A 226-nucleotide genomic window follows, 5' to 3' on the forward strand; every position below is an offset into this window, starting at 1 on the left:
TTGCCGGCTTCCTTGAGCGTGCGGACCGAGCGCATTGTGGCCTGAAAGCTGTCGAGATGACTTTGCGCGCTGTCGGCCAGGATAGGATTGGCGGTGACGATGACCGTATCGGCGGGGGGGGGGGCCCCGGCGGGGTTTGGCCGGGGGTAGGGGAACTGGGATTTGACGGGAAAAAGCGACCCCGTGCCGGTCTCGGAATCGGGCGGCAGGGGGGCGTTCATCGCCC

The 226-nt window shown here is 67.3% G+C and carries 1 pseudogene; it reads right to left on the reverse strand.

The annotated features are described in order from the left end of the window. A pseudogene (locus AEYBE204_RS40625) lies at positions 1-226 on the reverse strand (hybrid sensor histidine kinase/response regulator); the annotation flags it as partial.

The organism is Asticcacaulis sp. YBE204 (assembly GCF_000495855.1).
Taxonomy (GTDB): Bacteria; Pseudomonadota; Alphaproteobacteria; order Caulobacterales; family Caulobacteraceae; genus Asticcacaulis.